Origin of the sequence: Paenibacillus sp. FSL K6-1217 (genome assembly GCF_045040735.1) — a bacterium.
In the GTDB taxonomy this organism is placed as follows: Bacteria; Bacillota; Bacilli; order Paenibacillales; family Paenibacillaceae; genus Paenibacillus_AQ.
This window is the reverse complement of the sequence record NZ_CP150271.1, coordinates 5991278-6017900: the sequence shown is the minus strand read 5'-3', so window position 1 is coordinate 6017900 and position 26623 is coordinate 5991278. Positions and strand designations below refer to the sequence as shown.

21 protein-coding genes are annotated in these 26623 nt (G+C 53.6%); 11 read left to right on the top strand and 10 right to left on the bottom strand.

Annotated features, from left to right (window positions below; genetic code table 11):
* Positions 1-8: 8 nt before the first annotated feature.
* A complete protein-coding gene (locus MHH28_RS26555; protein WP_405107160.1) occupies positions 9-1028 on the bottom strand; it encodes a glycoside hydrolase family 105 protein in 1020 nt (339 codons plus the stop codon).
* 195 nt (positions 1029-1223) lie between these two features.
* Between MHH28_RS26555 and MHH28_RS26550 the strand changes: the two genes are divergently transcribed.
* The 3 genes from MHH28_RS26550 to MHH28_RS26540 all read left to right on the top strand — a co-directional run bounded on the left by MHH28_RS26550 (position 1224) and on the right by MHH28_RS26540 (position 2920).
* A complete protein-coding gene (locus MHH28_RS26550) occupies positions 1224-2165 on the top strand; it encodes a helix-turn-helix domain-containing protein (protein ID WP_405107157.1) in 942 nt (313 codons plus the stop codon).
* Between the two features lie 34 nt (positions 2166-2199).
* Positions 2200-2628, top strand: a complete 429-nt coding sequence (locus tag MHH28_RS26545) for an IS3 family transposase (RefSeq protein WP_405107154.1) — start codon at positions 2200-2202, stop codon at positions 2626-2628.
* Between the two features lie 121 nt (positions 2629-2749).
* Positions 2750-2920: a hypothetical protein gene (locus MHH28_RS26540; RefSeq protein WP_405107151.1), complete on the top strand. Its 171-nt coding sequence runs from the start codon at positions 2750-2752 to the stop codon at positions 2918-2920.
* Between the two features lie 181 nt (positions 2921-3101).
* On the opposite strand, the gene MHH28_RS26535 is transcribed toward MHH28_RS26540, so the two are convergent.
* Positions 3102-9416 (bottom strand): S-layer homology domain-containing protein, encoded by a 6315-nt coding sequence (locus MHH28_RS26535; RefSeq protein WP_405107148.1) that lies wholly within the window; start codon positions 9414-9416, stop codon positions 3102-3104.
* Between the two features lie 282 nt (positions 9417-9698).
* Positions 9699-10433: a hypothetical protein gene (locus MHH28_RS26530; RefSeq protein WP_340956065.1), complete on the bottom strand. Its 735-nt coding sequence runs from the start codon at positions 10431-10433 to the stop codon at positions 9699-9701.
* Between the two features lie 152 nt (positions 10434-10585).
* On the opposite strand from MHH28_RS26530, the gene MHH28_RS26525 reads away from it, so the two are divergent.
* On the top strand, positions 10586-11188 hold the full coding sequence (locus MHH28_RS26525; protein WP_405107145.1) for a DUF4304 domain-containing protein: 603 nt from the start codon (positions 10586-10588) through the stop codon (positions 11186-11188).
* An 86-nt stretch (positions 11189-11274) separates the two neighbouring features.
* On the opposite strand, the gene MHH28_RS26520 is transcribed toward MHH28_RS26525, so the two are convergent.
* The 3 genes from MHH28_RS26520 to MHH28_RS26510 form a co-directional block, all read right to left on the bottom strand.
* A complete protein-coding gene (locus MHH28_RS26520; RefSeq protein WP_036730773.1) occupies positions 11275-12444 on the bottom strand; it encodes a DUF4317 domain-containing protein in 1170 nt (389 codons plus the stop codon).
* An 83-nt stretch (positions 12445-12527) separates the two neighbouring features.
* Positions 12528-13466: a phosphotransferase gene (locus MHH28_RS26515; protein ID WP_405107140.1), complete on the bottom strand. Its 939-nt coding sequence runs from the start codon at positions 13464-13466 to the stop codon at positions 12528-12530.
* Complete coding sequence (locus MHH28_RS26510; protein ID WP_405107137.1) at positions 13456-15003, bottom strand: diguanylate cyclase domain-containing protein; 1548 nt, start codon at positions 15001-15003, stop codon at positions 13456-13458. Before MHH28_RS26510 ends, MHH28_RS26515 begins: the two co-directional genes overlap by 11 nt.
* 373 nt (positions 15004-15376) lie before the next feature.
* Between MHH28_RS26510 and MHH28_RS26505 the strand changes: the two genes are divergently transcribed.
* Positions 15377-15583, top strand: a complete 207-nt coding sequence (locus MHH28_RS26505) for a helix-turn-helix transcriptional regulator (protein ID WP_405107134.1) — start codon at positions 15377-15379, stop codon at positions 15581-15583.
* Complete coding sequence (locus tag MHH28_RS26500; RefSeq protein ID WP_405107131.1) at positions 15580-16011, top strand: hypothetical protein; 432 nt, start codon at positions 15580-15582, stop codon at positions 16009-16011. Before MHH28_RS26505 ends, MHH28_RS26500 begins: the two co-directional genes overlap by 4 nt.
* Positions 16012-16065: 54 nt before the next feature.
* Here the strand turns inward: MHH28_RS26500 and MHH28_RS26495 are convergent, their stop codons facing one another.
* From MHH28_RS26495 to MHH28_RS26480, 4 genes are all read right to left on the bottom strand, one after another.
* Positions 16066-17790 (bottom strand): helix-turn-helix domain-containing protein, encoded by a 1725-nt coding sequence (locus MHH28_RS26495; protein ID WP_405107128.1) that lies wholly within the window; start codon positions 17788-17790, stop codon positions 16066-16068.
* A 51-nt stretch (positions 17791-17841) separates the two neighbouring features.
* Positions 17842-18609, bottom strand: coding sequence for a (2Fe-2S)-binding protein (locus tag MHH28_RS26490; RefSeq protein WP_405107125.1), 768 nt, complete (start codon positions 18607-18609; stop codon positions 17842-17844).
* A gap of 1 nt (position 18610) precedes the next feature.
* Complete coding sequence (locus MHH28_RS26485; RefSeq protein ID WP_405107122.1) at positions 18611-19678, bottom strand: ABC transporter substrate-binding protein; 1068 nt, start codon at positions 19676-19678, stop codon at positions 18611-18613.
* A gap of 750 nt (positions 19679-20428) precedes the next feature.
* Positions 20429-21586, bottom strand: a complete 1158-nt coding sequence (locus MHH28_RS26480; protein ID WP_405107119.1) for a 5-methyltetrahydropteroyltriglutamate--homocysteine methyltransferase — start codon at positions 21584-21586, stop codon at positions 20429-20431.
* Positions 21587-21809: 223 nt separating this feature from the next.
* On the opposite strand from MHH28_RS26480, the gene MHH28_RS26475 reads away from it, so the two are divergent.
* The 5 genes from MHH28_RS26475 to msrAB all read left to right on the top strand — a co-directional run bounded on the left by MHH28_RS26475 (position 21810) and on the right by msrAB (position 26595).
* Positions 21810-22442 (top strand): hypothetical protein, encoded by a 633-nt coding sequence (locus MHH28_RS26475; RefSeq protein ID WP_405107117.1) that lies wholly within the window; start codon positions 21810-21812, stop codon positions 22440-22442.
* A 75-nt stretch (positions 22443-22517) separates the two neighbouring features.
* A complete protein-coding gene (locus tag MHH28_RS26470; protein ID WP_339222257.1) occupies positions 22518-23222 on the top strand; it encodes a response regulator transcription factor in 705 nt (234 codons plus the stop codon).
* On the top strand, positions 23222-24262 hold the full coding sequence (locus MHH28_RS26465; protein ID WP_076158673.1) for a cell wall metabolism sensor histidine kinase WalK: 1041 nt from the start codon (positions 23222-23224) through the stop codon (positions 24260-24262). The genes MHH28_RS26470 and MHH28_RS26465 overlap by 1 nt, the downstream gene beginning before the upstream one ends.
* Positions 24263-24306: 44 nt before the next feature.
* Positions 24307-25023 carry a cytochrome c biogenesis CcdA family protein gene (locus MHH28_RS26460; protein ID WP_076158670.1) on the top strand — a complete coding sequence of 239 codons (717 nt, stop codon included), beginning with the start codon at positions 24307-24309 and terminating at the stop codon, positions 25021-25023.
* Between the two features lie 18 nt (positions 25024-25041).
* Positions 25042-26595, top strand: coding sequence for a bifunctional peptide-methionine (S)-S-oxide reductase MsrA/peptide-methionine (R)-S-oxide reductase MsrB (msrAB, locus tag MHH28_RS26455; protein WP_405107112.1), 1554 nt, complete (start codon positions 25042-25044; stop codon positions 26593-26595).
* Positions 26596-26623 lie beyond the last annotated feature (28 nt).

The window sequence follows — 26623 nt, the reverse complement described above, 5'->3', positions numbered from 1 at the left end:
AATCCCTCCTATTTAAGCAGATCCGACAGGAACGCAAGCGCGAGGCCTTGGCCCCAGCCCTGAGTCCAGTCCTTCGGGATATGCCGGTAGCCATCACGGTCCTTCATGACAGCCGTGCCGCCTGATACATTCAGTACCCGGCCGTCTTCAGTAATGTTCTCAAGGATGCCCTTCAGGGCCTTTTGCACATATTTGGTATGCAGCGGATTGCCGTTATTCACCATTGCCGCCGCAATCCCGCAGGACGCCGACACCTCTTCATAGGATTCCTCATCGTCCAGCAGCGTGCGCCACAGCCCGTTCTCCGTCTGCACCAGCTTCAGCGCCGCCAGCTGATCCCGGAGCGAGCACTCCACATCCATGCACTGCGGATACAGGTACCATTCCTTAAGCAGCGGCTTTACCTGCGACATCGTATAAGCTCCCCAGGCGTTTGCCCGGCCCCAGTACAGCCCGGACATATGGTCCTGCTTCACATGGTTATAGCCGTGGAACCAGAGGCCTGTGATTGGGTCCTGTAAGTATTTGATGTGCCAGTAGTACTGGTTAAGCGCGTCCTGGATCAGCTCCTGATCCTCCAGCTTGCTGCCCACACGCAGCAGGAAGAACGCCGCCATGAACAGCGTATCCGCCCAGGCCTGCTCCGGGAAGTCATTGGATACCGAGACCGTATGCTGCAGCACCTGATCCCCGAACCGCAGCGCGCTCCCCCGGATATAGCCGATTTTACTCAACACAATATCCCAGTACTTCTGGTCCCCGGTCTCCTCGTACAAGGTAATCAGCATATGGCCCATCGCACAGGTGTTGACCGTCCAGTCGGGCAGCCCCAGCTCAATATACTCATCCACCCACTTCACCAGCTGGTCCAGATACTCCTGATTCCCCGTGGTCTGGTAGGCTCTGGACACCCCGTAATAGGCAACGCCGCAAGGCCACTCCCACGTTAAGTCCATCGCCAGCGTCTTCCTGGTGACCTTATCGATTACGCTCAAGATTTCTTCCCGGTTCACTTTGACTCGAAGCATGTGTATTCCCCTCTCCTGTTCCCTGCGTTTCTTGAAGGCAGCTATCCTCCGTCCATCCGCTTGCAAGCGCTTTACAGAATCTATTGTAAGCAGTAAAATGTTCTACATCTAAGCACATTCATATCAAAACTGCGCAGATTCGACCCTTTATTCCTCATTCCTATTCTAACGCAAGAAGGACAGGAGCTGCTGAATATGCCCAGAAAAAAGAAGCCCGTCATCGAGTACCGCCACTACAGCCTGCCGATCCAATTCCCTGTCCTGCTGCTCAGCGGCGAACGCTGGAAGATTTCCGATATCAAGAGCGAGCACCTTCATTTCCACAACCATCTGGAGATCGGGATCTGCTATTCGGATAGCGGGATTATGGAGATTAAGGGCGAGGACGTCCCTTTTGCCGCCGGGGATGTGACCTTCCTGCCGCGGTATCTGCCCCATACGACGTACAGTTCTCCGGGAGAGGCCAGTCTGTGGTCCTATCTGTTTTTCTCGCCGGAGGATCTGTTTCAGCATTCCTTCAAGAGCGCTTACGCTGGCTTCGAGCCGAATCTCTGGGCAGTGCAGGGCAGCAATTGTATCCTAAGCAGGGACAAGTACCCCCTGGTCTATACGCTGGCCACCTCCATTGTCCTCGAATTGCAGCAGCAGAAGCCTTATTATCAGGAGAGTGCCTACGGCTTATTGCTGTCCCTGTACATCGAGCTGCTCCGCATCCATTCCACGAACGAAGCCTTGAGCGGCCAGGAGGCCGGGCATAGCCTGAAGGGCGATTTTGTGATCTCTCCGGCGCTGGAGTATATCACCAGGAACTATATGACGCCGATGACCATTGATGATCTGGCCGAGCTCTGCCATTTGAGCACCACCCACTTCCGCCGCAAATTCCATGACATGATGGGCACCGCCCCCCTGGATTTCCTGAGCAGCACCCGGATCGAAGAAGCCTGCAAACAGCTCAAGAGCACAGAGGATTCGATTCTGGACATTTCCGAAAAAGTAGGCTTCCACTCCATCTCCAGCTTCAACCGCTGCTTCTCCAAGCTGATGGGCGTCTCCCCCAAGGAATGGCGCAAGGGTGCGCAGTCTGAGGCGCAATCGGCTAAGGCCAGTATTCTGGAGTTCACGGGGTGGGTGTGAGCCTCATACTGAACGTAACTAGGAGGTCTTTCCCATGAAGAACGCAGATCGAAGGCATGATTCGACAGAGCCGGTGTCATCAACTGATGAGGAGCTTGCCCGCCTGCAAAAGTGCCTGCCTGAGCACCCGCCGTCCAAGTCACTGCGGTTCCAGTTCATTGAAGATCACCGCTCCGAGTTCCCTATAGAGAAGATGTGTAAGGTTCTTGAAGTCTCACGAAGCGGATTCTACAAATGGAGAAACGCCGAGGTCAGCAACCAGGCGAAGCGCAAGGCCCTGCTGCTGACGCGGATCACCGACCTTTTCGAAGCTAACCAGGGCCAATTCGGGAGTCCCAGAATTACTCTTCTCTTAAGAGAAGAAGGCTACATTATCAGCGAACGGACCGTAGGCAAGTTCATGAAGGAGCTTGGTTTACGCTCGTCCTACTCCCCCCTGGCGAATCGACCTGCCAAGGACTGACGGTGAAGAAAGATGGTGAAGAGGACTGGCGCTAGGAGGGATTGTGGTGAGGATGGATAACGCGAGGAGGGACTTACTTTCTTGGGGGGGCTAGCCTCCTGCCGCTCAGTTCAACCAGCAAGTGGACAAACGTATCTTAATTTATCGCTTTCCGGGGATTGTACGCAAACAGGTGGAAAAACAGCAACTAATTCTTGGGATTGTGCCAATTTCTCTGAATAGCGATCCATTAAGTATCATTTATCCAACTACTATCCCTTCAGGACTCATCCGCTCGGCAGTAAGTGTATAAAATCCAACTGCTTCCGCCCGCCATCCTGCTATCTCCCTCCCCACAGGTTATCCAAGGTCCAGATCGAGCCTTATCCTAATTGGCTATACGGCAAACCCTAAACTTTATCGGTCAAAAAAAAGCGAATTCAGCACAATGCCTGAATCCGCTTTTTCTAATTCGAATATCTTAGTCTAATCCTTTAATCAATCAGCTCCGACTTCCGGAGCAGACGCTGAATCAGTACCGCCACTTCTGCGCGGGTGACGTTATCCTGCGCCTCCAGCTTATTGCCGCCGCGGCCGGTGATCAAGCCGGCGGATGCTGCGAGCGCCAGACTGTCCTTCGCCCAGGCTCCTGCGCGGCCTGCATCGGTAAAGGCTGCAAGCACGCCTGCGGTGTCCACTGTGCCGGTCCGGTCCGCGAGACCGGTCAGCTTCATCGCCTTGGCGATGATGTTCATGGCCTGCTCACGTGTGATCCGGACATCGGGACGGAAGGTGCCGTCCTCGAAGCCGTTGATCAGCCCCGCCTCGGAGGCTGTCCCGACAGCTGCGGCATACCAGCTATTCGCCGGAACATCTGCATACTTCGCGGCTCCCTCTCCAAGCTTCAGACCCAGACCGCGTACGATAATCGCTGCGAACTCTGCCCGGGTAATGTCCGCGTTCGGGTTGAACGTGGATGCGTTCACCCCGTTAATGACCAGACGGGAGCCCATGTCATTCACTGCATTCTTCGCCCAATGCTTCTCCACATCCGCGAACGTCTGCGGATGCCAGACCACCGAATAGGTACTGTTCGTCAGACTCTTGATCTCTGCATAATATTTACCGTCCTTCAAAAGGATTCTGGTCGGTACATGACGCACCGTTCCATCCGGATCTACAACGATCCCTGTGGTAACCCGGGTAGGGTTAACCCCCTGCGGAAGCGCCAGGGTACGTGTTACATAAGCATTGAACCGGCTCAACTCTACGGTCGAGGTACCGGAAGAAGCCGTAACTGTGAAATCCAGGGCTGGCGCTGCAAGGGTAAGTCCGCCCCTGCTTGCCGCAGCGGTAACCGCCTGATTCATGGCCGCCGAAGCCTCACCAATGGTAATTCTCAGTGTAATATCCTCCAGCTTACCCCCATTTCCTAATCTTCCGGCCAATGCGCCGATGTTAATCTCGGAGGCAGGCAACGTATAGCTTCCCTTGCTGGTCTGAAGCACCAGGGTTGCCGCCATATTCTCCATATTCTTAATCATCTGGCCGCTCAGCTCACCGACAACAATGTTGGAATCCAGCATCATCGGGATGGTTACTACAGCTCCGTTCCCTTCGGCATCCAGCTTCGCCTGAAGTCTGGCCGGATCTACAGCAATGGTCGTTGTTCTGATATTGCCGATGGTCGTTGTGGTTGCTTTGCCTGCATTCTCCTCCTTGCCGTTCACAAGGACAATCACATCAGTGACCGTAATGGCCGGAGTTCCGGAAGGAGTCCCGCCACTGTTCGGATTACTTCCACTGCCCGGACTGACCGGATCAGGATCTGGCGTTACCGGATTAGTAGCCGCAACCACTGCAATGACACTGCCGTACTTCACCACATTTCCTTCCGCATCTACCTCAGCAACGCCAATCGTATCTCCATCGGCTGCCGGAATCAGACCCTGACTGCCTACAAGTGTGTATCCGGTCAGGAGGTCTCCCACATTCGGAACGATGATGCTGCCGGCACCGAAATTCTTATACAGCAGCTTATGCCCTTCAGCCGGTGCAGGCGTTACATTAATTTGCGTATAGCCGTTATTGGCCGCACCACTCGGGTCGCTGGCACTCACAGCCAGGTCTCCGGCAGGGATCAAGACATTCGTTGTAAAAGTCAGTGTAGCCGCCGGTCCTGCCGGAACTGATCCGCTGGCCGCAACCCGTACGTTCACGGTATGCTCGCCGCTGAGGTCCGGCAGGTTGGTTCCGTCATACCTTACGTAAGGTCCGTCATCTACAGAGAATTCCATGCTGGTGTTCAGACCCATAATCTTATTGTTCAGATCATCTGCCGCTACTTCAGGTGCAGACGGGATAACTGCATCCGAGTCATGAACGGTAACCTGAGCAATATTTGAGGCAAAATCTGTTGACGTTGCCTTCACACGGACATAATACATGCCCGGTGTTAGACCGGTGAGCGTGGTGTCTGTAACTTCTGTCCAAGCACCACTGTTACCAAGCTGGTATTCCATCTGGACGGTCAGATTCCCCATTGTTCCGTCATTGGCTCCGTTATAGGTCACATCCGTGACACTCACCCCAACCGGAGCAGCCTGACGGGCAGGAATACTCAGCATTTGCGCATCACTGTCGGTAGTGGTCACGCCGTTGCCCGTCTTCACGATATTCAATGCGGTGCCCAGCCAGCTGTTATCTATAACCAGCGTTCCATCCGCTGTCGCTGTTACAGCCGCACCGTTTACAGTGTATAAGCCTTCCGGGATCAGACCCGTCAATATCTCAGCGGCAAAATCAATCACCGCAACAGGTGTCACTTCCGCCGCAGAGGCAAAGGATGCCACCGTCACTGCCGCCGCAGCCGAGCGGAATGTCTCTACTGCCGCCTTCGTGCGGACATAATAGATGTCCGGCGCAAGCCCTGTCACCGTGGTGCCTGGAACATCTGTCCATGCGCCAGCGGCACCTTTTTTATATTCCATGGCTGTAGTCACATTCGTGAGTGTGCCATCCTTCGCGTTAATCGCGGTCTCATCCGTTGCTGTTACTCCGGCAGGCGCTGCCGGGCGGGCAGGAAGGTTCAAGGTCTGCGCCCCACTGTCGATGGTTGTGGATGCATTCCCCTGCTTCACCAGGCTCAGGGAGCTTCCCAGCCAGCCGTTATCCAGCGCCAGCTTGCCGTCTGCATCCGCCGTTACAGTCAACGAACCATTCACTGTATACGTGCCTTTCGCCGCAAGCCCGCTCAGTTGCTCCGCTTCATAGTCAATGACCGCTGTAGGAGTAGCTTCCGGTATGGGAACGTAAGCATTCACTGTTACAGCTTGTGCTTCCGAGGCAAAAGCTGTCACCGTCCCCTTTGTACGGATATAATACGTATCCGGAACTAGTGCGCTTACGCTGGTGCCTGGAACATCTGTCCATGCACCTGCTGTACCTTTTCTGTATTCCATGGCTGTAGTCACATTCGTGAGTGTGCCATCCTTCGCGTTAATCGCGGTCTCATCCGTTGCTGTTACTCCGGCAGGTGCTGCCGGGCGGGCAGGAACAGTCAAGCTCTGCGCCGCACTGTCAATGGTTGTGGACGCATTCCCCTGCTTCACCAGGCTCAGGGAGCTGCCCAGCCAGGAGCTATCCAGCGCCAGCTTACCATCTGCATCTGCTGTTACGGTCAACGTACCGTTCAGTGTATACGTGCCACTGGCCGCAAGCCCGCTCAGCTGCTCTGCTTCATAGTCAATGACCGCTGTAGGCGTGGCTTCCGGTATCGCTACATACGCCACCACATTCACGCTCTGTGCTTCCGAGGCAAAAGCCGTCAATGTCGCCTTAATCTGGACGTAGTACGTACCCGGAGCAAGCCCCGTCACCGTTGTATCCGTCACATCTATCCATGCTCCTGCGGCACCTTGCTTGTACTCCATGAGCGGAGTCACATTCGTAAGCGTACCGTTCTTCGCATTAATCGCTGTCTCATCCGTTGCCGCTACTCCGGCAGGGGCTGCCGGACGGACTGGAATATTCAAGGTCTGCGCCGCGCTGTCAATAGTCGTTGACGTATTCCCCTGCTTCACAAGGCTCAGGGAGGTTCCCAGCCAGGAGCTATCCAGTGCCAGCTTGCCCGCCACATCCGCTTGAACCGATAACGTGCCATTCACCGTGTACAGACCATTCGCCAACAGACCGCCCAGTTGTTCAGCCTTGTAGTCAATGACCGCTGCCGGGGTGGCTTCAGCCGTTGGCACATACGCCTTCACCGTCACAGGATATGCTTCCGAGGCAAAAGCCCCCGCTGTCGCCTTTGACTGGACGTAATACGTGCCCGGAGCAAGCCCCGTCACCGTTGTATCCGTCACATCGATCCATGCTCCTGCGGCACCTTGCTTGTACTCCATCGCAGTAGTCACATTCTCAAGCTTACCGTTCTTCGCATCTATCGCCATTTCATCCGTTGCTGTCACCCCTGTAGGCGCCGCCGGACGGGAAGGAATGACCAGCACCTGCGCCGCACTGTCTACGGTTGTCGAAGTATTCCCCTGCTTCACAATACTCAGTGACGTTCCCAGCCAGCTGCTGTCCAGTGCAAGCTTGCCCGCAGCATCGGCTGTTACCGCCGTGCCGTTCACCGTATACTTTCCATTCGCCGTCAGGCCGCTCAACTGCTCGGCTGTGTAGTCAATGACTGCAGCAGGAGTTGCTTCCAGTGTGGGCACATACGCCTTCACCGTTACACTATGCGGCTCCGATACAAAAGACCCCGCCGTCCATTTCACACGGACCTCGTACGTACCCGGAGCAAGCCCCGTCACCGTTGTACCCGTCACATCGGTCCACGTTCCCAAGGCACCTTGCTTGTACTCCATCTCAGCAGTCACATTCACAAGCGTACCGTTGTTCGCATCTATGGCCAGTTCATCCGTTGCCGTCACACCCGTAGGGGCTGCCGGACGGGATGGAATGACCAGCACCTGCGCCGCACTGTCTACGGTTGTCGAAGCATTCCCCTTCTTCACAATACTCAGTGACTCTCCCAGCCAGCTCTGATCCAGCACCAGGGTGCCAGCCGCACTCGCCGTTACCGCCGTACCGTTCACGGTATACGTGCCATTCGCCGTCAGACCGCTAAGTTGCTCCGCCTCATAGTCAATCACCGCTGCCGGTGTCGGCTCCAGCGCTGGCTTGAACAGCGATACAGTTGCCGTCTGCGGCGAACCGCTAACCGTGTATCCGCTTGGCGAATTCACAGCCACGGACACATCGCCCTCGCCGGTGACTGAAGTAAGCGCTAGGCTCCAAGCGGTTCCCGACCCGCTTAAGGACCCTTTTACCGCAGAGCCTGTACCATCTGTAATCGTGATATCGTCTGCCGTCAATCCGGCAATCGCAGCATCAAAGGTCAGATCAATCTTCGTTGAAGTGGTTGTTCCCGGCACACCGTCCGCTACAGCCGATTGCAGCACAACCGGAGTTAAGACCTCCCTGTTGAACAGCTTGCCGGTGATTCGGAAATGAGTGGCATCTGTATTATCTGTTGTGATGAAAACAATCTTGTCGCCGAAGGCCGGATATACGGCAAACTTCGGATAATATTCCACATTGAACATCCAGGTGTCTTCATTGTATCCCTGAAATACAGCAGGAGCAGAATTCACCGGCTGATCCGTTGTATACAGCAGGGTCCCGTCATTGTCATAGTAATTCAGGTATGCGTACTGGGTTCCAGACCATTCTGTACCGTAATTGTAGGCATCATCGATGGCCTTATTCGACACAGGATCTGTACTAACCGTTACGAATCCCGGCATCGCGCCTTTCTTGTAGACAGCGGCTGACGCCTCGCCCAGCGAACCATTTACGTTGAATCCGCCTTGGCTTACACCCGCATTGTCATATAAGGAGACACTGGTGATTCCGGTTTGCCAGCTATACTGGCTGAACATGAAATTCCCGTTGCTCAGTGTAGACAGATACAGCTGCTTCTCATTCGTTCTCGCCCCAACATTAATGGTGGTTATGGAGGTTCCGTTGTTATTGAATAACTTCAGGTAAATATTATCATTCGAGGGTCCTGAATTATACGCAGCCATATACACGCCGTCACCAGCAGCTACGTAGGACATGCTTGCATTAGCGTCGATCAGCAGGGTTTCGCTTGATACCGGTACGCCCGCAGCGGTGAACACACGGGTAACCGTGCTTTTATTATCATTTCGTTGCCAGGAAAAAGCGATATCGCCGTTAGACAGCTCAGCCGCAGATATAAAGCGCGTGAGCTGCGGCAGACTGGCCGCACTGAAGGTATTCAGCCGGGTCTGGCCGGTCACCTTCTGGCCGTTCTTATCCAGCACCATGAAATAGGCATTGGGTGTACTCTCAGTAACTGTGCCCAGCTGCAGGTTGTATTCGCTGGAGTCGCTTTTACTGTACATAATCAGCAGATTGCCGTTATTGAGCGCAAGCATGCTCACATACGTCATTTTGTAATAGGTGTCCATCAGGCTGCCCAGGTTAACGTCCGTTATAAGCGTTCCTGTGCTGTTAAAGACCCTTAAGAAATTAGAGGCTGTGTAAGAATTCCCCTGATAAACAAATGAGTTCAGCAGAACCGCCGTACTTCCATCCTGTAGACCCTTCGCATCCGCCAGATTCTTGCCCGCCGAATACGTAACCGGAGGCTCAATTACAAAATCAGCCGCTTCATTAAATGACGGCACCGCCGCATAAGCACGGAGCGACATCATGGGCAGCAGCCCAACCACCAATACCAGAGCCAGGACTATCTTTCCAATTTTTCCAAACATCGCTTTCCTCCTTGTCGAATGAACATTTCCATAATATTGATAACGCTTCCGTAAAACTCTGAACATGCTGCACACATTCTGCACATGCCCGGCATTAGCAAGCATTAGTTTTCCATAATGGTTTATCGACATTTTCCGCGCTAAATTTAACTAATTCGACAAATAAATATCAGTCATATCGTCAATAAGTGCGCTTTAAGTCCTTGTATAATTTAAAAAGACGAAAATGCGCACAAAAAAGCCCGCTCTGTCGATTGAACAGAACGGGCTGAAAAATATCCTCTACATTTCTTCCACATACCGCTTGGCTTCGCCAAGGGGCATATCCGTATGCTGACGGACGAGCTTGATGGCAAGAATGAGCTTGCCGTCCTTTTTTAACTGCCGGACATGCTCCTGGACCTCTTCAGGCAGGACCCTCAGCGTAGTGCTTGCTGCCTCCCGGCGCTTCAGCTCAGCGGCTACCCGCTGCTCCATATCCGGTGTCAACGTCTCGTCTACGGTCGCGGCAGGCACCGGCCAGCGCTCTGGCTTACTCCCCCGGATCACTGCAAGCAAGGTGCCTACAATCGAGTAGAGCACCAGATACTGAGCGCACCGGTACAGGTATAACCATACTGTACTTAGCGTAACCATCTCCCCGCCTGGCTTCAGAATGGAGAGGTTATCCGAAATGACGTACTGGCCTGGCGCATAATTATTGATATCCTGGTCCAGCTGCAACTGACCTATAGGTGAGACAATCCATTCCAGCGGCTTGTTGGTTACGGGGTTCCCGGCTGTATCGATCATCATGCCCAAGAACGAGAATATGGCGACAGCAAAAACTAGATAATTAGACCAATTCAACCTTTTGACTAATACCACCATACTGAACACAACCAGCAAAGTCAGACTTCTTATGTAATCGTTATGTAGGAATAATTGAAAAACTACCGGCAGCCCCCACCCGAACAGCAGCACCATAACAGCCGCAAACCCAAAGAAAAACAATAAAATCTTAACATTCTTCATCACTACCTTCATTCCTCCTCTCCTGCCTCCTATCCTATATTTACCCAGAATGAAGTCATTTGAGGCGATCCTGTTTATAGTACAATTATAGCTGTCAGCCGACATGTTATAAATGTAGTCTATAATTAACCCAGGTGAAGGAGGATTTACTTACTATGAATGAATTGTTAGATATGAAGGAATTGTTCAAGCAGATCATCAAGCAGGACGTCAAACCTTTGTTCTCCGCACAGGGCTATCGTACAAAAGATCTGAATTTCTACAAAACAGAAGGCCAACTCAGCTATAAAATCAATATCCAGAAATTCAAGTACAATACACACAAGCAACTCAGCTTCTATGTGAATTACAATCTTCATTCCGAAGAGCTTGCGCAATATAGGCCTGCTTCGTCTCTGGGCTTGCCTCACTTCTATGCCCGGATCAACCAAATCGTCCCCGCCGCCCCGGAACGCTACTTCCTGACGCCGGAGGTAGATGTGGACAAGTTCACGGCAGACCTGCTGCTCCACTTGGATCAGGGTCTCCAATTCATGTACACCCTAACCGATGCCAGGGCCATTATTGAATACTATATGCCGCGGATAGCACTGCATTTAAGTGAGGAGACCTTTGGGTTCCTGCTGGATACAGGGGATACAGAGACTGCGGAGCAATACCTGCAGCAGCTCCAAGCGAAATACGGCGCCGAGAAGCGCTGGGCGATTTGGGAGAAGAAGTTTGCGGCGGTCTGGGAGAAATACGGAAGCTCTTCCTAGCACAGCCACCCTCCACAAATAAAAGGGCCTCCCGCTCTCGTTAGGAGAGATCGGGATAGCCCTTTTTCAATATACATCTGTACAGATTAAGATAAGTTCTCCGTCAGCAGCGTGAAGCCTTCGATCACCGCATCCTCATCGATCTCAATCATGATGCAGCGTTTGCCCTGGTAATTCACTTGTCTTACATATCTCAGGTCCTGCGGGCTAATCGTGATGGAAGCGACCTTCGTATCGATCTTGATCGACTTGGAGGTGAACTTCGGGATGACACTGCTGGCCTTCAACTCGTAGTGCTTATTGTCCACAATGGTCTCGAACGCGCGCTCCACCTTCTCCGCCGTCACATCCTCCACGCCGCTGGCCTTCAGCACACGCTCCACATCGCGGTAATCGAGTCTCGGCGGTTCTTCCTCTTCCGCATTGTCCTCAATGACCTGGTGAATCTCCTCGTATACCTGGGCAATGGTCGCCACATCGATCTGTTCGCCCGCCACTTCCTTCACGATGTCCTCAAAAATAGACCGTTCCTCCAGCGCCGTCACCGACCGCTCCGCATTCAGCACCTGCTCGATAAACTGCGGGTTCGGATTATTCGCGCTTCCCGTGCAGTACAGCACACGGTTAATATCCGAATAGTTGTCCGTCACACTCGGATAGAAGAAGCCCTGCTCCGGTGTACTCAGCTTGATGATCGGATCAACCATAATATTATACTTGAATTCCCGCTCCACATAATCGAACAAAAGCGTCTTGCGTTGCTGCTCCGTGGAATTCACGCTGCACAGAATGAACGGATGCGCGAACACCTCGTCCTTCCCGGTCTCCTCCGCTTCGTCATTACGCGCCTTGGTCGGCCGGAAGTATTGCCCACGGACGAACGTGATTACAGCATCCTTCTCATACTTGGCATCCACCAGCATTTTGTCCACCAGCATGAGCATCAGATCCTGCCACTCCTCCGGGTCACCGGTTATCAGCCCCTGGTGCAGCATCACCTGCGACGGCTCCTCCGCTTCCTCCAGGAACTTCAACTCGAACAGCTTCTGATCCAGCTCGCCCGTCAGCAGCTTCCGGAAGTTACTCATATACAGCTCCTGCTTCTCGCGTTCCAGCATGGCGAACGGCTGGCGCTCGAAGTGGTAGATTTCGTTCGTTTCTTTCATAATATAGACGTTCAGAATATCGTACAGATTCAACTGGTCGTGGTCCATCTTGAACTGTTTGCGGATATGTGCGGCTTCTTTCTTGATCATGGGTTGTGACACAGCTCCTATGAAATCAATTGGTTGTATTAGTATAAACGATAGGCACTAAACTTCGCTAGTTCAGTATTCTACTACACAATAACCATATCCAAATATCGCCGCAGCCCGCCCTCAGTACCAGGGTCCTTAAGCCACGCCCCCAAGCTCCAAGTCATATAACGCAGGCCGAGATACCGCGAAGCAGCCCTATACCTCTGCTCGAACGTATCCGCAGGAAGCTTCCAGCCCAGTGAAGCCAGCACTTCACGGTATTCTCCAGCTTGAGACCGGTCAACTCGCATCGGGATGTCCAGAAACAGGGAACCGTAGCGCGCTTCTTCCCAGTCAATGAACATAACGTCATCATTATTGTGTACCAATACATTGCCGGGGTTCAGATCATTATGTATCAGCGTGTGAGTGGTGTCATCCTTCCAGACGGCTTCAAGCTCGTCCACTATGTTCCCCGATACGGCATCTATCTCAGACATATACGCCCCGAAGGTCTCCACGAACCGTTCATTGTGCTTGGCCTCTTCCCATGCGGGCTTCCATAGTCCATGAATTATAGTCTCTATGTATGCACGGTTAACCCGGGGGAGCCCGGCTAACTCCTCCTGCAATCCACGATTATGGTTATGAATATAAGCCAGCGCCTGCATTTCCTTGTGCTGAAGCCTGCCGATATCCAGATTCTGATAATCCGTCTGATAATCTACATCCTGAATGCATAGGAGCGCCCGTTGGTCCGAATTGAGATTAACCGCTCTGTTAAAAGGAACGTTAGCTCTCTGTTGCCATAACCGGTTCATCACCCGGCGTTCAATACTATTCGCCATTTTGGTAATCACAGAGATATACTCTTGTCTGCCTTCATTCTCCAGCAGAATCTTGTGCCGGAATAAGCCTACCGCCTGGTATCCTGAATGTAACGGAGTGCTCTCCATATGGAGGACCCTTGCCGTCTCACACAGAAACTCCCGCACGGTTTCCTCAATTAACGACATCCCCCCGCCAATCTCAAATCTCATGATTTCCCTCCGCCTCTCCCCGCTTAATCGCATACATCCGTCTGTCCGCCTGGCGCAGCAGGGCATCCGGGGCGGTTCCGTCCTGCGGGTAGAGGCTGATCCCGATGCTCATATCAATCTTCAGCTCTTCGCCTTCGTAATCAAGTGCAGCCTGACTGGCAGCCGTGTGCAGCCGGTGCTCCAGCTCTGCGGCGCTCAGCCCGTTCCGGCCCACAGGGCAGAACAGCACGAATTCGTCGCCGCCGAAGCGGGCCGCAAGCCCGTCCGGCTGGACCTGCTCGCGGATCATGGCAGCCACATGGCATAAGACCAGATCTCCGGCTTCATGTCCCCAGCGGTCGTTCACCTGCTTGAACCGGTCGAGGTCGATCAGCAGGATTGCCACTTCCCCGCCGCTGCGCTCTGCTTCGGCAAGAGCCTCCTCCAGCTTGTCATAGAACTGTCTGCGGTTCGGCAGCCCGGTAAGCGGGTCATGATAGGCCATGAAGGCAATCTGGCGCAGATGCTGATTGCGCAGCCGGATATCCCTGATGAGCAGAACAGCATGAATCTCATGATCCACGGTCACGTAATCCCCATTAATCATGACCTCAATCAGACTGTCCCCGTTGCGCAATACCATTTCCAGCTCGCCGATATCCGCTTGTGCCTGAAGCTTCGCCACGATATCCGCACCTCCCAGATCCGCGAGGTTGGCCTTCCCGAGTGTCAGCCGGTCAAACATCTTGCCGGCACTCGGATTCGCTTCCTTGATGCTGCCGGACAGCGAGACGAGCAGCGCAGCCTGCGAGTTGATCTGGAACATTTTTTTATAGCGTTGCCCCGAATGATTAAGGAACTCGTATCTCTGCATGGACAGGCGCAGCACGAAGCACCAGATCAACCCCCCATAGATATACGTATAGGGCGGCAGCACTTCATGGAAGCGGAAATAGCCAAATACGGCTACCCAGAGGAACGTCACCCAGGAGCCGTACTCCAGCAGCTTGAAGATGCCGTCATGCTCCTGTTGGTCAGGATCGGCTGCACTCCACTTGCGCGTGCGGCGCAGCATGACGATCTGAACGAAGCTCAGCAGCAGGCTGGCTGTCAGGGTTCCGTAATAGGCTCCATTCGCCACCGGCCATTTCCACACCCCGGAGGCCGTGAACAGCTCGACCGAGGTATAGGAACGTTGACCGATAAGTCCTGCTGGAATAGCCAGCGTTAATATATGGAACAGATAGGGATACCACGGCCGGGCCATCCGCTTATGCAAGCCGATTAACCGGGCCATCAGATGGAAGCCAAGCCCTGGAATGAGAATCCCCACATTGGCGAACCAGACCGCAGCCAGCAGCGGACTATATTCAATCGGCAGCATATACCGGATGTACTCCTCCAGGAACAGCAGGAAGTAGCATAGAATTGTAGCGCTTACCAGACGATGTTCAATCTTCCTCGGGTTGCGCAGCAGCACATCCATTCCCATGTAGAAAAAGAAGAGCATCGGCAGCCAATAACATACGACAGGTATCCACACATGGGTCGGGCTCATTTCTCTTCTCCTCTACAGTCCGTCACGGGCCGCCTATTAAATCTTAATTTTAATATATTACCGGGCGGAGACGCCGTCAATGAACAAGTTCTGTGGTATTGATCAAGGAGGCGTATTGACTGCGGAACAGCAGATCATACGCTTCATTCCGGTTACGCAGGTTGGCATGGGTATCGCAGGCTGCCACCTTGCCGTCTTGCAGTCACTGCCCCACCGCCTTCCATATATTCACAAGGAATATTGTAGCACGGATGTTCGCATAGGTGGAGTGAAGAAGTTCTCCCACCCCGAAATGGAAAGTAAGCTTTACATTCAATACAACATGCAGTACACTCCATATGTAAAGTTAACTTTCCATGAAGAGAGTGATTCCATGAACAACCGTTTGGAAGAATTACGCAAGCAACGCGGGATCAGGCAAGAGGAATTAGCAGCGGCGCTTGAGGTGTCCAGGCAGACGATTGGTTCACTGGAGAACGGCCGCTATAATCCGTCCATTCTGCTGGCGTTCAAGATCGCACGTTATTTCGGGCTGAGCATAGAGGAGATTTTTATTTATGAGGAGGAAGAAAAGAAATGAAGAAATCGGTCACCGCTTATATTGGGGTCGTTGCAGGTCTAATTTTATTGGCTGGCAGCCTGTACCTTATTAGAGCCAATCCAGACCCGGAGGGGTTAATGCGGACACTGCCCTATGTCTGTATCGGGCTTGCTTCCGGCATGTTCGGGAGCGGGATGGGAGAACTCATCGGACGGCGCGCATTGAAGAATAGCCCCGCCATCGCCAAGCAGATGGAGATCAACAAGCACGATGAACGCAATATCGCCATTGCAACCCGGGCGAAAGCGAAGGCCTATGACATGATGATTTTTGTATTCGGGGCTTTAATGCTGGCTCTCGCCTTAATGGAGACTGACCTCACCGTTGTGCTGTTACTGGTATTCGGCTACCTGTTCACGATTGGGTACGGCGTCTATTACCGGTTCAAGTATGATCGGGAGATGTGAGCGGCTACGTACCGATAGACTGGTTGGCATGGGTTCCGTCTGCCGCTAGTCCGCTCAAGCCAGTAAGGCCCGGGCCACCTGATCCAGAATGCAGTTGATGCCAGTCGGTCCGTAACAGCCGATCCAGGTAGCAGCATCCACCGGGTATATAAGCTGCCGCCGGTCTGCACCCAGCATCCCCCTCACACTGTGCTCTGTCATGGATATCCCCTCCTGCATCTTCTCGTTGCTCAGCAAAAAGTAATAGTTGGCATGCACAGCCGGCAGTCTGTCCACGGAGATATGATAAGCCGTGTCAGAGGACGGTTCTGCCACGAATCGCGGAGCAGGCAGACCCAGGTCGCGGTACAGCACAGCGCCTGTGCGGTGAGAAGCCGTATGTACCCTGACGATGGACTCGCGCGGACGGATCAGAGCCACGCTTTTACCCGCGAGTACCGGGGCCAGCTCTGCGGACAGCAATGCCGTACGGCGCAGGTAATCGGTAATAATGCGTTCGGCCTCCGCCTGCTTGCCTGTCAGCTCGCCGAATAGGCGCAGAATCGTCTGCCAGCTCTCATTGCGCTTGAACATAATTGTTGGCGCAATCCGGCTGAAGCGTTCATAGTGCGGTTCATGCACCTCAGTGCAGATAATCAGGTCCGGGCGCAGCCGTTCTACAGCCAGCAGGTCCGGGTACTCATAGGTTCCGAGCATTTCCGTTTCCAATAGTCTCTCCCGGAAATAAGCGGGGAAATTCAGCGCCCCGCTTCCGAAGCCTACGCTTCCTGCGGGGGATATCCCCAGCGCATGCAAATGGTCAGCATACTGGACGTCAAGCACAGCGATCCGCCGCGGAGCAGCGGTGACACGATATTCGCCCCGCAGATGGAAGATCACCGGACCCCGTGGTGAAGCGTTCAGGGAGGCCAAGCGCTCTGACCGTCCCGAAGGAACGATAAGCGTACCGGGAGCTGAAGCAGCAGTACGCCTGTAGAGCTGCGGGGGAACTCCATAATGCTTCTTGAACGCCCTGCTGAAATAATACATGTCGCGGTAGCCTGTCCGCTCAGCAATCTCGCCGATGGAAGCGTCCGTATAACGCAGCATCCGTTCTGCGCTCTCCATCCGCAGCCGGATTACGTATTCCATGGGCCCGAGCTGCTTCTCCTGCTTGAACCGCCGCTGGAGCTGCCGCACGCCGCATCCGGCCAGTGCAGCCAGCTGTTTAAGCCCCAGCTCCTGACGATAGTTCCCCGCGATATAGGCGGCAACAACCTCCACCATATCCGGCTCTCTGCCGCCCTGACCACGTTCCTGCTCCATAATCAGCTCGTAGAGCATACCTTGCAGCAACGCATTGGCATGGAAGCGTTCCAGCCCTTCTCCCCGGCTCCATTTGGCTGCAATTCTCTCCGCTGCCATATGCAGATCCGCCGGGGGCGTGGAGTAGTGAATGAACGAAGTCCGCAGCGGGTGATTACGCTGCGGGAAGAGCACATGGGCGGCTCCCGCCACAGGAATGGCCTTGTAGCTAATAACTGTATAATGAATGTTGTCTGATTCCGCACTCAGAGTGTAGGCTGATCCCTTGGCAGCATGACAAGCAAAAGAGGCCTGGACATGGCTGCCTTCACCATTCATCACAAGCCTTCCCTGCCCGCCGATGGCCAGCAGCAGCTGATTTGCCGCCAGTTCCGTTTCGCTCAGCACGCCGCCGGGCGGCACAGTACCACTGCGCACATCAAGCATCTTGACCGCCGTATCACTCCATAGACTCGCCTGTTCTTGTTGCGGCATTTCTCTCATCTCCTGACAACAGTATCCTTTGCTAAACGGATAGACCTGCTGTCATTTTAATTGAGATTCATTCTCATTGTCAATTTTCGGGCATTTGCGGCAATACTCCCCGGACATCCGGTAATAAAAGCAGCAGGTAAGGCGCTTGCTCTTCGCAACCGGAGCCTCGTCATTCCCCTCTGTGAACCGGGTGAACGGATTACGTCTTGCGCCGAAGCATTGGCCGGGAGCCGTCCGGGTCAGATACGCAAAATCCTCTTGAATCCGCAGCCTTTCTTCGCCGGATTGACCTGCTTCTGGCGCATACAGCGGGGCAATACGCACCATAATATTCTCCCACAGCACAGCCATGGAGACAGGTCCAACGGTGGCAAGCGTCTGCAGCATCGGCGCAAGCCGTACTGCAAAATTTTCCTTAACAACAGCTTCGCGCCATACTCCCCGATCATCCGCCGGGGAGGCTGACTGCAGCCTGTCCAGTGCCAGGAAAGGGAATGTCGTCTCTTCTGCTGAGGCCGGATGATAGAGGAAGCTTCTGTCCAGCGGGAAGAAGACTTCACGATGATGAAAGGTCATGGCGGTCAATATTGGCGCGATCCACAGATAGCCGATCCGTTTGGCCAGCATGGAAGCCGCCACCTGCATGTCCGGCGCGCCGATATAATCCTTCAACCAGCTGACATATTCGCGGCAGGCGGCTTCATCTTGCAGCTCACTCAGAGCGATGGTGCGAACGCTGCCCGCAGGCGGCTCCCCCAGCCTCATCCGGTAATCCTCCGCCAGTTCCCTCCAGGGGGCCGACGACAGATAGCGGTCCATCTCAGTGAGCTCCAAGCAGCGCTTCCGAGGCCTGATCTACAATAATATTAATCGCAAGAGGACCATAGTACGCGATCCAGAGCGTTGAATTCACATCATAGGCACGGTTATTCTTGACTGCATCTAGGGATTTCCAGATTGGACTGCTTGCCAGAACCTCTGCCTCTTTGGCGAATAGATCATCCGAGAGCAGGAAATAGTGATCTGCCCCGATATCACCAACAGTCTCCATCGATATTTCAACCGAGGTGTCATCTTTAATCGCCTGAACGAAGGCAGGAGCCTTTAAGCCCAGATCCTCATACAAAATGCTTCCGGTCCGGTGCTCTGGACCATGTACACGAATCCCTTCCGGTCTCGGACGAATCAGCGCGACCGTCTCGTCGCCCAGCTTCGCCGACAGTTGCTCACGCAATCCGGTGATTTTATCCTCATAGGCCTTCTTCACCACTTCGGCCTCTGCTTGCTTGCCTGTTATTGTACCGATGGTAGCCAGCGTATCCCGCCAATCCTCATAGAAGTCCAGGACGATAGTAGGCGCAATTTTACTCACACTCTCATAAGCTTCTTCCTGAAAATCTGTCATCAGGATCAGATCCGGGTTCAATGCCACTATCGCTTCCAGATTGGGCTCATCGCGTGTACCCAGGACCTTCACCCCGTCCATCTGAGCACTCAGATATTCCGGGAACTCGTCCTTGGTTCCGGCAACCACGCTGCCTGCCGGCTTCTCTCCAAGCGCGATCAGCTGATCGGCGAATTTCACATCAAGCACAGCAATCACCTTCGGCTTCTCACTCAGCGTATAGTCACCCTTGATATGTGTGAGGGTGACCGGGTAAGCCGCTGTAGCCTGTGCCTCCGGTGATGCCTGCGCCTGTGCTTCAGCCGACGGGGACGGTTCCGCTGACGCAGACGGCTGTGCGGCTGTACCGGCATTAGCTCCTTCTCCAGATCCGCAAGCTGTCATTACCAGTACCAGTGCCAGCATCCATACCATGAATAGTCCTAATTTTGGGGCGGCGTACTTCTTCCTGCCCGCTTTCTGTCTCCTTGTTGCTCTGTTCACGCTGACTCCCCCTGTTATGTATTATGTGATAATGATTTTCATTATCATAATTGTTACAGCGAGTATAGCCGATTTGCAACCTCTGTTTCCATGTACTTTTGCGACATTGCAGCCGGATAAATGCGACATGGTGTTTAGCTATATAAATTGAACTAATGGTTTTTTATGTTTTGGGATTGGCCGTGACTCCAGAGAAGTTTTGGACTTCCGGCCGCTGTTGTGTTTGAATTTCTTGATTAAAACTGCTACGCGCGGTGGAAATCCAAACACAGCCTATGCTTACGATGCGAGCTTTCCTGCGGAAAGCCTTCAGGCGGACGCTTCCGCTCCTACAGTTCCAAAATTCCCCTCCGCCACTTTTCCCTTACTTAAATTTTCAAGTTTAATCTATATAGCAGGTGCTATAGACGGAAACATTACAAAATCACCCTAACGGGTGAAGGTTGCTGATGCCTTCTCTCACCGACCGTTTATAGAGAGAATTGTTGCATTTCTTGCAGGATTCCTCTACACATGTTACTGGCTGAAGTACAATGTTGCATTATTTGCACAAATTTCGGTGTTTAGAGTAAGTTAGCCCTGGATTTGTTGCATATCGTGCAGAATTTCAGCGTAAGACGCTTCTAATGGGCAGCAATGTTGCATTTCTTGCAGGATTTCTCTATAAATGTTACCTAAACAATCAACAAGCCCGCATCCTGTGGTCAGATGCGGGCTTACTTTTATGAACAGTTGCTATCTATTAATGCATTAAGCCCAATATTGCTGGGCAATCTTTTGCCCCTGTCTGATCTTCGCCCATTGCTCCGCTTCCGTCAGCTCATTCCCTCCGTCACAGGAGGCGAAGCCGCATTGGTGGGAGAGCAGTAATCTCTCCTTCGGAATGATCGTGGACGCTTCATCCAGCATGCGGAGGACACGGGTCTCATCGTCCAGCGTACTGGTTTTGGAAGACAGCAAGCCAAGTACAATTTCCGTCTCCGGTCTATCCTTGAACACAGCAAGTGCCTCCAGCGAGCCAGCGCGTTCGTCGTCCCACTCCAGGAAGAAGCGGTCGTACTTCAGCTGCTTCAGGAACAGGTTGGCAATCTTCACATAAGAGCCGCCGCCCATATTCCGGGAATCATAATTGCCGCGGCAGTTATGGGTCCACATTTTCAGCCCCAGGCTATGTCCGTAATCAATAATGGTGTTATTAATATCGATGAACTCTGTGGCGAGACTCTGTACTTCTTCATGGTTGATTTTCTCGCCGGTAAAGGGCGAATTCGGATTATCGTCCGCGAACAGCTCCCAGAGGCAGTCGTCGAATTGCAGAATCTTACCGCCAGCGGCTGCGAATTCCCCTACGAAATCCTTATACGCCGTCACCAGACCCTCCTTCAGCTCATCACGGTTCTGGTACACTGCACCCTCGCCGCCAAGGTTATCCGACCAGGACAGCTCTCCGAAGATATGGGACGGCGAAGGCACGCACAGCTTCGTCTCCCGGTCTCCGGCATGCTCCTGAAGCTGGCGGTACGCCTGAAGGAAGTGGTGATTCTTCCCGCCCAGCTCGCCTGTGATGCGCAGACCGATGTCTTTTCGCGTCTCGTATTTGGAGGTGCCGTCAATATCTCTGAAGAAATACCCGTGAGGTGCAATATAGCGCTCAATCCCCTGGAAGCCCCATACGAAGTCCAGATGCCACATCGACTTGGAATACTCCCCATCCGTCAGAATGCTCAGCCCATTCTCGCTCGCCTGCTCGACTACCGACTGAATCGCCTTCGCCTCACACTGCTCATAGCCCTGGAAATCCCCGTAAAAAGGATACTGAATATCGTCCCGGTGTTCGATTTGCTGCTTATATTCTAATAGCTCCGCCGGACGCAGCAGGCTGCCTACGATCTGAAATCTATCACACATGATTAGCCCTCCTCTAGTTCCACTGTTCTGTCTTTGTGTATAAATTCTAGCATGGAGTGCGGCCTTAGACGTAACACTTATAACTGATATCTGGCTATAGGGAGAAGTTATACGTTCTTTTCGCTGCCGTAATACAATCGTAAGGTTTCGCTTAGAGAATCGTAAGCTCTTCCGCTTATGCTGTTCCATGTAAACCACTAAAAAGATATGGAGCGTGATAAGCATGGGTAACAGCAAAGCAGGCAAACGGTTCATGATGGCGGCAGTATTGGTACTTTCTCTGGCGGTGTCCGGCATCTCCGGCGCAGCGGCAGGCATCAAGACGATGAAAAAAGACGGCATGGAGCTAATGAACCTAAGACAGGCCGCCATGATGTACGGCTACAGCATTGAATGGAACAGCAAGGACCGCTCCGTATCGCTGATGTACATGGACAAGATGATGGACGACAGCAAGATGATGGACGACGGCAAGATGATGGAGGACGGCAAGATGATGGAGGACGGCAAGATGATGGAGGACGTCAAGATGATGGACGACAGCAAGATGATGGACGAGGGCAAGATGATGGATGACGGCAAGATGATGGATGACGGCAAGATGATGGATGACGGCAAGATGATGGACGATGGCAAGATGATGGACGACGGCAAGATGATGGATGATGGCAAGATGATGGACGACGGCATGAAGCCGGCAGCCAAGATGATCAAGGTTATGATTGGGTCGAAAAAAATGATGGTCGACGGTAAGACGGTTAATCTGAGCATGGCCACTGCCCTGTACGATGGCAGCACTTATGTGGCGGATACGGTAGTGACCATGTACATGAAGCCTGCCAAGGCCATGAAATAAGACGGGATGAGCGATACCCTCACCCTGTGATATGATGGAATCAAATGGATTTTTCCGGATATGGGGTGGGTTAGGATGAATGAACGAGTGCTAGTCGCGGATGATGATCCGAATATTACCGATGTGTGCCGCAGGTATCTGGAACGGGAGGGGTATCTGGTCACCACCGCCAAGGACGGCTTGGAGGCGCTAGAGCTATGGCGCAGCCAGTCTCCAAGCCTGATTGTGCTCGACCTCATGATGCCGCATAAGAATGGCTGGGAAGTGTGCAGCGAGATACGGCAGACCGAAGATCTCCCGATCATCATGCTGACGGCGCGCGGCGAGGAACAGGACCGGCTGATGGGGCTGACGATGGGAGCGGATGATTATCTGACCAAGCCCTTCAGTCCAAGGGAGCTCGTACTGCGGGTGCAGGCGATTCTACGAAGAATGAGATATGTGCAGGTATCGCCGGCTACCGCCGCTGAGCACACGATCAAGTACGAAGGACTGACTATCGATGTCGGGAAGCGTACGGTGGAGATCAGCGGGCAGGCGATTGACTTGACGGTGACCGAATTCGAAATGCTGTATCTGCTGGCGAGCCATCCGGGGCAGGTGTTCTCCCGGACGCAGATGCTGAGCAAGATCTGGGATTTCAGCTATGAAGGAGATACGACTACCGTTACGGTGCATATAAGGAGATTACGCGAGAAGATCGAGCAGACTCCCTCCGACCCGAAATACATCAAGACGGTCTGGGGAATCGGCTATAAGTTTGCGGGTGATGGCATCTAATGAAACTGCGTACGTATCTAATGTTGTCCAGTCTCACGGGTATCGGCGTCTTGTTGATCTGTCTGTTCGTCAGTTATTCCAAAATGCTGCTGACCATCGATCAGCTCTATTATCTGTCCGGCATCACAGCCGGGATCGGCGTGTTCTCCTTCATCGTTCAGCATCTGCTGACGCGGCCGGTGGAGAAGTCCATTGCCCGGATTACCGAGCAGACGGTACGGATTGCCAAGGGGGATTTCCACACCGAAGTTCCCACCATCGGCCCGCACGAGTTCAAGCTGATGGCCCGGCAATTCAATGAGATGAGCAGTAAGTTAAAAGAGAGCTTCGACCATCTCCACCAGTCCGAGTCCGCCCGGCGGGAGCTGATCGCGAATGTCTCGCACGATCTGCGGACCCCTCTTGCCTCCATTCAGTCATTCGTGGAAGCGCTGGAGGATGATGTGATCAAGGACGAAGAGACCTTCCAGCGGTATCTGAATACGATCCGGCTCGAGACGAAGCGGCTGGCCGGACTGATCCAGGACCTCTTTGAACTATCCAGCCTGGAGGCCAGCGGCGGAACGTTCGACCCGCAGCCGTGCCATGCAGATGAGCTGCTGATCAGCACGCTGGAGAGCTTCTCCTTCCATCTGGCGGAGAAGCGGCTGAAGGTCGAGATTGAGCTGCCGGATAAGCTGCCCGCGGCCCTGATGATGCCCACGCAGATTAAGCGGGTACTGTCCAATCTTGTCCAGAATGCGATTCAACATTCCCCTGAAGAAGGCCATATCGTGCTGTCCGCCGCTGAGGAAGGGCCGTTCCTGCGGATCGCTGTGAGCGATGAGGGTCAGGGAATCGATGCGGCAGAGACCTCACGGATCTTCGAGCGGTTCTACCGGATAGATAAATCACGCAGTAAGAATAGCGGAGGCGCCGGTCTGGGTCTTGCCATTGCACAATCCATTGTGGAGCTGCATGGCGGCAAGATTGGTGTAGAGAGCACTAAGGGTTCTGGAAGCTGCTTCTGGTTCACGGTCCCCATCTACACCAGCCGGTAAGCCTTAGCGTTAGAGAAGCAGTATTCATATAGGTGGTGACAGAGATGGCTGGTGATTTTGTATTCCTGTTCGGCGTCTTCGGCGCAGGGGTATTATCGTTTTTTGCACCCTGTATTCTGCCGCTGCTTCCGGTCTATGTCTCGTATCTGTCCGGAAGCCTGGCGGGCAATGTGAATCAGGGAGGGGTGGACACAGGCTCCATGCGGTTCCGTTCGGTATTCATGCTGCGGACGCTAATATTCGTGCTTGGACTGTCTGTAGTCTTCATTACCCTGGGCTTCGGCTCCGGTATCCTTGGCAGTGTCATTTCAAGCTCCAGATTCATTGCCGTCTGCGGAGCGATTGTCATCTTATTCGGAATCTACCAGACCGGACTGATCAAGATCTCCTGGCTGGAACGGGAAAAAAAACTGTCCAGTCCCCGCGCAGCACGCGGCGGCTATATCGGGGCCTTCCTGCTCGGCCTGACGTTCAGCTTCGGGTGGACGCCGTGCATCGGCCCGGTACTTGCGGGCATTCTCAGCATCGCCGCTGGGGAAGGCTCCCCTGCCTACGGAGGGTTCCTCATGCTGCTGTACACGCTGGGTCTGGCGATTCCTTTTCTCATACTATCCGTCTTCTCGGAAGTTCTGGTGCAGCGGATTCGCCGCTTGTACCGGTTCATGGGAGGGATCAAGATCGCCTCCGGCTGTATGCTGATCGCCATGGGGCTGCTGCTAATGACAGACCAGCTGAATACGATTGTGAGCTGGATTCAATAACGGGAGGAGGAATCAGGCATGAACAAGATATGGAAGTGGATGGGATATATGCTGGTGATTGGCGGTCTGCTGTCGATCCTGGCCGCATGCGGTGCGAAGCCCGATACAGCATCCGGCAAGATGGACTCCCCGGCTTCCATGAGCAAGGGGAAGCCAGCACCCGCATTCGCGTTAAATGATCTGAAGGGCGACCCTATGAAGCTCGAGGATCTGAAAGGCAAACAGGTCTATGTAAAGTACTGGGCCTCCTGGTGCTCCATCTGTCTTGCCGGTCTGGAAGACCTGAATACGCTGGCCGGACAGGAGAAGGATTTCCAGGTGGTATCGATTGTAACTCCCGGCTACAAAGGCGAGAAATCTGCCAAGGAGTTCACGGACTGGTTCAGCAAGCAGTCGTATAACAATCTGACTGTGCTGCTCGATGAAGACGGGACATGGGCTAAGGAGTTTCAGGTACGGGCATATCCGAGCTCTTTTTATATCGATGAAGAAGGGTTGCTGGTAAAATCCCTCCCGGGTCATGCCTCCAACGAGCAGATTAAGGACACCTTCGCAGGAATGAGCTCCGCCTCAGCCGCCGCTCCGGTTCCAGCGGTCAAGACCGCAGCTATAGCCGAGAAGGATCTGCGTAGCCTGTACCTGGCGGGCGGTTGCTTCTGGGGCGTGGAAGCGTATATGGCCCGCATTCAAGGGGTTCAGGATGTCACCTCCGGCTATGCCAACGGGACAGGCGAGAATCCGACCTATGAGGATGTTATTCGCGGGGACCGGGGGTTCGCGGAGACTGTGCATGTGAAGTATGATCCGAAGCAGGTCACCCTGAAGCAGATCCTGGAAGCTTACTTCAAGGTCGTTGACCCGACCAGCCTCAACAAGCAAGGCAATGACCGGGGCGTTCAATACCGGACAGGAATCTACTATGCGTCCCCGGAGGATGCGGCTGTTATCCAGCAGGCTGTAGCGCAGGAGCAGACCAAGTATGACAAGAAGATCGTAACGGAAGTCCTTCCTCTGGAGAACTACTATCTGGCGGAGGAATATCATCAGGACTACTTGGCGAAGAATCCGAACGGGTACTGCCACATTGACTTAAGCATCCTGGATGAGCAAGAGCCGGTTATCGATCCGGCCCAATATCCGCGCCCTTCCGACGCAGAACTGAAGGAGCGGTTAACCGCCGACCAATACGCGGTAGCCGTCAATAATGACACCGAGCGTGCCTTCAGCAACGACTATTGGGATAACTACGATCCTGGCTTGTATGTCGATATCGCCACGGGTCAGCCCCTCTTCTCCAGCAAGGATAAATACGATTCCGGCTGCGGCTGGCCCAGCTTCACCAAGCCCCTTGCCCCGCAGGTCGTCACCTATGATACGGATACCAACTTCGGCATGGAACGCACCGAGGTCCGCAGCCAATCCGGCGACATTCATCTGGGCCACGTCTTCGACGACGGTCCCGCTGACCGCGGCGGCAAGCGCTACTGCATCAATAGCGCCTCTATCCGCTTCATTCCTCTGGACCAGATGGAGGGGGAGCATTACGGGTATTTGACGGGGTTGGTGAAGTAGATTAAGCGGAATCGTACAGATGTAAGGA